This is a genomic window from Actinomadura sp. CNU-125 (assembly GCF_001942465.1).
Classification (GTDB): domain Bacteria; phylum Actinomycetota; class Actinomycetes; order Streptosporangiales; family Streptosporangiaceae; genus Spirillospora.
In genome coordinates this window covers 25,176-31,392 of record NZ_MKJY01000593.1, presented here as the reverse complement: position 1 = coordinate 31,392, position 6,217 = coordinate 25,176, and the positions used below count along the sequence as shown (strand labels likewise).

General features: G+C 74.8%; 4 protein-coding genes and 3 pseudogenes. 3 read left to right on the top strand and 4 right to left on the bottom strand.

What is annotated here, in order from left to right:
• On the top strand, nucleotides 1-1,001 hold a 1,001-nt coding region (locus BJF79_RS48330), incomplete at its 5' end, for a YncE family protein (protein ID WP_262403659.1).
• Nucleotides 1,002-1,239: 238 nt separating this feature from the next.
• Here BJF79_RS48330 and BJF79_RS48325 read toward each other — a convergent pair.
• Nucleotides 1,240-2,276: pseudogene (locus BJF79_RS48325) on the bottom strand (CaiB/BaiF CoA transferase family protein).
• Between the two features lie 77 nt (nucleotides 2,277-2,353).
• Nucleotides 2,354-3,451 (bottom strand): ABC transporter substrate-binding protein, encoded by a 1,098-nt coding sequence (locus tag BJF79_RS48320; RefSeq protein WP_262403658.1) that lies wholly within the window; start codon nucleotides 3,449-3,451, stop codon nucleotides 2,354-2,356.
• 199 nt (nucleotides 3,452-3,650) lie between these two features.
• On the opposite strand from BJF79_RS48320, the pseudogene BJF79_RS48315 reads away from it, so the two are divergent.
• Nucleotides 3,651-4,402, top strand: a pseudogene (locus BJF79_RS48315) (crotonase/enoyl-CoA hydratase family protein).
• A gap of 29 nt (nucleotides 4,403-4,431) precedes the next feature.
• A complete protein-coding gene (locus BJF79_RS48310) occupies nucleotides 4,432-5,343 on the top strand; it encodes a LysR family transcriptional regulator (protein WP_075907312.1) in 912 nt (303 codons plus the stop codon).
• On the opposite strand, the gene BJF79_RS48305 is transcribed toward BJF79_RS48310, so the two are convergent.
• Both BJF79_RS48305 and BJF79_RS68115 read right to left on the bottom strand, forming a co-directional pair.
• Nucleotides 5,251-5,856, bottom strand: coding sequence for a LysR family transcriptional regulator substrate-binding protein (locus BJF79_RS48305; RefSeq protein WP_083734809.1), 606 nt, complete (start codon nucleotides 5,854-5,856; stop codon nucleotides 5,251-5,253). The two genes, BJF79_RS48310 and BJF79_RS48305, sit on opposite strands and share 93 nt — an antisense overlap.
• A gap of 136 nt (nucleotides 5,857-5,992) precedes the next feature.
• Nucleotides 5,993-6,163, bottom strand: a pseudogene (locus BJF79_RS68115) (LysR family transcriptional regulator); the annotation flags it as partial.
• Nucleotides 6,164-6,217 lie beyond the last annotated feature (54 nt).

Genomic DNA, 6,217 nt, shown 5'->3' with positions numbered 1-6,217 from the left:
CCCACCGCGCCCGCGGCGCCCGTTCCGGACGGCGCCCTCCTCGTCGTCGGACTTCGGCGCCGACACGGTCACCTTCGTCGACCCGTCCGCGCGCGGTGCGCGACCTCGGCTCGGTCGAGGTCGGGACGGCGCCGTACGGGATGGCGCTCGGCGGCGACGGCACCGCGTGGGTCGCGACGGCCGAAGGCGTGGCCGCCGTCGACACCGGGACCCGCGAACGCACCGCGCTGATCCCGTACGAGACCGGGACCGGGCCGGTCACCACCGGCGAGTACCGGGGCGGCGGCATGGGCATCGCCCTCTCCCCCGACGGACGGCACGTGTACGTCGGGGTGAACGTCCCGCACGAGAACGGCGTCCTGGAGGTGATCGACACGCGGACGCGGGAGGTCGTGCGGACCGTCCCCGCGGGGATCCGCCCGTTCGACGTCGACGTCTCCGGGGACGGCCGCGAGGTCTACGTGACCAACCACGACTCCTACGACGTCACCGTCGTCGACACCGCCACCTGGGACGCCCGCGCCATCGTCGTGGACCCGTACGACACGGGCCGGTCCCTCGGTTCGTGGCGCAAGCCGCACTACACCGCCGTCCGCCCGTCCGACGGGGCGCTGCTGCTTCCGTTCGAGGGCGAGCGGCTCGCGGTGGTCGACCCGCGCACCGGGCGCGTCCGGACCGAGCGCATGACCGCCGACACCCACCAGCACGGGGTGACGGCCGGTGCCGACGGCACGCTGTTCGTGGTCGGCACCGGCCCCACCGGATCCGGCGACGAGGGCCCTTCGCTGACCGTCCGCGGTCCGGACGGCGGCGAGCGGGTCGTCCCGCTCGACGGCGCCCACGAGGACGTGACCCTGTCGGCGGACGGGCGGACCGCCTATGTCTCCGGCGGCTTCACCCGCGCCGGTCACTGGAACGGCATCAGCGTCGTCGACGTCGCCTCGGGCGAGGTGACCCGCCTGCCCGTCGGGGACCGTCCCCTCGGCATGGTGGTGCTGTAGAGCGCGGACCGGACACGCCCCGCATGGCGGAATGGGGAATCGTCCAGGGCCGGAATCCCGGATCGACCGCCCGCCGGAGGCCGGTCCTCTCCCCGAGGCCCGCCGTCGCCTCCCGCCGTCGCCTCCCGCCGTCGCCTCCCGGCATCGGCGTCGGAACCCCCGGTGCCGCCGGACGATGCCTCCCGGCCGCCATCGCGAGAAGTGCGTGCGGGACCGGCGTTCCGCACCCCGCCGGGCGTCAGGTTCCCGGACGGTCTCGTGGTGCGGCCGGTCCGCGCCACCGGTGCAGGGCCTCGTCGGCCGAGAGGCGGGTGGAGGCGGGCAGGTACGACGGCTCGGCACCGGCCTCGCGCGGAGCGGCCGCGGCCAGGACACCGACGGGGTCGTTCCGGAGCACCGCACGTGCGGCCATGTGGGGGTGGGCCGGGGCCTCGGCCATCGTCAGGACGGGCGTGACGCACGCGTCGGTCCCCTCGAACACCGATTCCCAGTGGTGCCGCGGACGGCTCGCGAAGGTCCGTTCGAGGAGCGACTCCAGCGCGGGCCACCGGGCCGGGTCGCCGCGGTCGGGGACGTCCGGGCCGGTCAGCCCGAGCCCTTCGAGCATGGTCCGGTAGAAGGCCGGTTCGAGGGCGCCGACGGCCATCCAGCCGCCGTCGGCGCAGCGGTACGTACGGTAGTACGGCGTGCCCCCGTCGAGCAGGTTCGCGGCGCGGCGGTCCCGCCAGCGGCCGTCGGCCCGCAGCGACCAGATCAGCTGCATCAGGCTGCCGGTCCCGTCGACGATCGCCGCGTCGAGCTCGCAGCCCTCGCCGGTGCGGCCGCGCCGGACCAGGGCGGACACGACGCCGAGGACCAGGTAGACGGATCCGCCGCCGAAGTCGCCGACGAGGTTGAGCGGGGGCGACGGCCGCTCGTCGCCGATGGCGTGCAGCGCGCCGGTGAGCCCGATGTAGTTGATGTCGTGCCCGGCGCGACCGGCCCAGGGCCGTGCTGCCCCCAGCCGGTCATCCGGGCGTAGACCAGCCCCGGGTTGAGCGGGCGGAGCTCGCCGGGGCCGAGCCCCATCCGCTCGGCCACGCCCGGCCGGAAGCCCTCGACCAGCACGTCCGCGGCCGCGGCCAGCTCGCGGACCCGGCGGACGTCCGCCGGGGACTTGAGGTCGGCGGGGACGACCGTCCGGCCGCGGCGCGTGGCGTCCCAGGCCCGCTCGTCCGGTTCCGCACCGGTCCGCTCGACCCGGACGACGTCCGCGCCGAGGGACGCGAGCAGCATGCCGGCGTGCGGGACGGGGCCGATTCCGCCGAGTTCGACGACGCGGACGCCGTCCAGGAACCGCGGGGAGGCCGTGCTCATCCGACGACGGATTCGCAGCTCGCCGCGGCTTCGGTGAACCGGGCGTCGATGAGGTCCGCGGAGTCGAGCGGCTCGTCGTATTCGAGCTCGCCGCGCTCAAGGGAGAACTTCTGCAGGTCGTCGGCGAACTTCTCCGTTCCGTCCATCGAGAACGACGGGTCGAAGGCGAGCAGGGCCGAGTTCTTGATCGTGGACTCGTCGACCTCTTCGGCGGTGGCGAGCAGGCGCACCGTCTCCGGGTTCTCGCGGTAGTCGCCGTCGAGGTACTTCGTGGTGACCTGGCTGAGCACCTGCGTGAACTTGACGGCGACTTCGGGCCGGTCGAGGAGCGTCCGGCCGGCCATGATCGCGGTGCCGGTCACGCCCGGCTCGTAGCCCGCGATCGGGACGAGGTCGGGGTTCTTGGCGGCCTCGACCTCCAGCGGAGCGGAGATCCACGCGGCCGAGATGGCACCGTTGGCGAGCGCGCTCAGCGCGTCGGGGCCGACCAGGGGCGGGGAGAGCTTGACGTCGTTGATGCCCAGGCCCACCTTCTTCAGGGCGTTGTCGAGGATCAGGCCGCTCACCCCGGTGCCGCCGGTGGGGGTGCTGACGTCGGCGCCCTTGAGCTTGGACAGGTCGGGGGAGGCGGCGCTGCCGACGATGTCCTTGCGGGACCAGTAGCCGGGCACCGGGGTGCCGGCCGGGATCTCCTGCTGGTCGTCCATCGGAACGATCCAGCGGACGTCGACACCGTCCTTCAGCGTGTTGAAGTGGGCCGAGCTCAGCGAGGTCATCTGCGCGTCGAGCTGGCCGCGGGCGACCAGCGGCAGGGATTCGGCGCTCGGGATCTTCTCGATCTCGACGTCGATGCCGGCCTTGTCGAACGCCCCGGTCTCGATCCCGAGCAGGAGCGGCGCGAACACGGCGAGCGGGGAGCTCATGCCGATCTTGATCGTGCCCTTGGTGTCGGCGGTCGGGCACATCTCCGTCGCCGACTTCTCGTCCGCCCCGCTCGCCCCCGCCTGGGGACTGGCGCAGGCGGCCAAGGTGCCCGACAGCACCAGCAGTGCGGCGGCGGCAGCGGTCGTCGAACGGCCAGGAAGTCGACGCATCGCGGTCCATCTCCTCGTGTCGATCATTTCTTTCAATGGAACTTTATTCCACTGTGTGCAACCCTGTGACCGCGATCACTGGTCTGTCAAGACCTGTGCCGACATTCGGCCGCAATCACCCCGAAGGAGACCACCCGTGAGCGATGCCCAGGACAGCGAGCCCCCGACCGGGACGGACGACGCGCGCGAGGCGCCCGAGGTGCTCGTCGAGGACCGGGAGGGCGTGCTCGTCATCACCCTCAACCGGCCGCGGGCGAAGAACGCCATGACCCTGGCCATGGCGCGGCTCATCGCGGACGCCCTCGACCGGCTCGACGACGACCCGGCCCTGCGGCTCGCGGTGATCACCGGCAGCGGGGGCAGCTTCTGCGCGGGCATGGACCTCAAGGGCTTCCTGCGCGGCGAGCGGCCGAGCATCCCCGGACGCGGGTTCGGCGGCGTGACGGAGGCGCCGCCCCGCAAACCGCTCATCGCCGCGGTGGAGGCTGGGCGCTGGCCGGCGGCTTCGAGCTGGTGCTCGCCTGCGACCTGGTCGTCGCGGCGTCGACGGCACGGTTCGGCATCCCCGAGGTCAAGCGCGGCCTCGTCGCCGCCGCCGGTGGCCTGCACCGCCTGCCGGACCGGCTGCCCGAGGTCGTCGCGATGCAGCTGGCACTGACCGGCGACCCCGTGGACGCCGGGCGGCTGCACGCCCTCGGCCTGATCGGCACGCTGACCGAAACGGGCGGGGCGCTCGACGCCGCTCTCGCGCTCGCCCGGACGATCGCCGCCAACGGTCCGCTCGCGGTCGCCACGAGCAAGCGGGTCATCGTCGAGTCCCGCGCCTGGCCCCGCGACGAGCGGTTCGCCCGTCAGCGGCCGTACGTCGACGAGGTGTTCGCCTCACGGGACGCGCAGGAGGGCTCCCGCGCCTTCGCCGAGAAGCGGCCGGCCGACTGGACCGGCAGGTGAGCCCGGCACGGCCGGGCTAGGCTGCCGCCGTGGAACTCCACCAGCTGCGGGCCTTCCTGAGCGTCCGCGACACCGGCAGCGCGACGGCCGCCGCCGCACGGCTCGGCGTCCGGCAGTCGACGGTGTCGGCCGCGATCCGCGCCCTGGAGCAGGAGCTCGCGGCGCAGCTGTTCCACCGCGTCGGCCGCGGGATGTCGCCGACCCCGGCGGGCCACGCCCTGGTCGGGCCGGCGCGCCGGATCCTGCGCGGCTGCGAGCAGGCCGGGGAGACCCTGGCGGCGGCCGGGCAGGGCGGCCGGCTGGAGCTCGCGGCCCTGTCGACCGTGGTCAGCGGCCCGTTCTCGGCGCTCGTCTCGGCGTGGCTCGGCGCCGCGCCGGGACGGGTCGTCCGGGTGCACGACCTCGACCGCGAGGACGCGGTGGCCGAGGTCCTGACCGGCGGCACCGCGGAGATCGTCTGCACCCGGCTGCCGGTGCCCCCGCCGGTGGACGACGCGCTGACGGTGCTGCCGATCGGCTCGTGGGGGTGGCGGGTCGCCTTCCCCCCGCGCTTCCGGGACGTCCCGGAAGGCGCGGTGACGATGCGGGAACTGTCGGCCGTGCCGACCGTGCTCGTCGCGGCGGGCCGCAACTCGGCCCTCGAACGGGCCACGGCCCGGACTCCGCTGTCGGCCGCCGTGGTCGCCGACCAGCGCGAGGCCCGCACCTCGCTGATGCTGGCCGGGGTGGGCGCCACCATCGTCGGCCCCGGGCTCGCCGTGGACGCGGCCGCCGCCGGGGCGCACGTGCGTCCGCTGGACCCGCCGTTCACCCAGTCGGTCGGGCTGGTCTTCGACCCGGTCCGGCTGTCACCGGTCGCCCGGGGGTTCGTCACCGCCGCGAGCGAGGTCGGCGTGCCCGGCGAGCCCGGCGAGTTCGACGAGGGCGGCGCCGGCGGGTGACAGCGCCTGCTCGCGCCAGACCAGGTGGGCGTCCCGCCACAGCGGCGGGTCGAGCGAGCGGAGCACCGCCCAGGGCGTGACGGCGTTCGCCGTGTCCCGGCCGACGAACGCCGCGACCGTGCCGCCCCGGACGAGTTCCCACAGCATCGTCCGGTGGGCGCACCGGGCCCGGACGCGGCCAGCCATCGACGCCACCGCCGTCGCGGCGGCGCTCGCGGAGTCGAGGTCGGAGGGGATCACCCCGAGGTCGAGGCCGGCGACCCGCGCCCGCGCGACCGGCTCGTCCAGCCCCGCGGCGAACGCCGGGCTCGCCATCAGCACGATCTCCTCCGCGCCGAGGTCGCACCGGCCCCATCCGGCGTCCGGGGGCATGACGTCGACGACGCCCAGTTCGGCCTCGCCGGAACGCACCAGGTCGAACGCCCTGGCCGCGGTGCTCGCGTCCCGGACCTGGACCTCCAGCCCGGGATGCCGCTCGCGGAGCCCCGCGACGAGCGGGGTCAGCGGGTGCACCGCGAGGAGTGGACGACGTCGCGACGGCCAGCCGGCCGACTTCGAGGCCGGTCACCTGCCGGACCCGTTCCCGGGCGGCGTCCGCCTCGGCGATCGCCTGCCGCGCCGGGCCGAGCAGCCGCGCGCCGTCGGCCGTGGGGACGGCCCGCCGCCCGGACCGGTCGAGGAGCCGGACGCCGAGCTCGTCCTCCAGCCGGCGCATCGCCAGGGAGAGCGACGGCTGGCTGACGAACAGGACGCGCGCGGCCCGGGTGATGCCGCCCTCGTCGACGACCGCGACGAAGTAGCGCAGCGTCCGGAGGTCCATGACGATCCACCCTAGCGAGTCATAGGAACGATCGATGGGACCTGCGAAAAAGAG

Coding starts and splice junctions, on each gene's coding strand:
- BJF79_RS48320 (WP_262403658.1), bottom strand. CDS start 3,451: ATGCGTCGACTTCCTGGCCGTTCGACGACCGCTGCCGCCGCCGCACTG.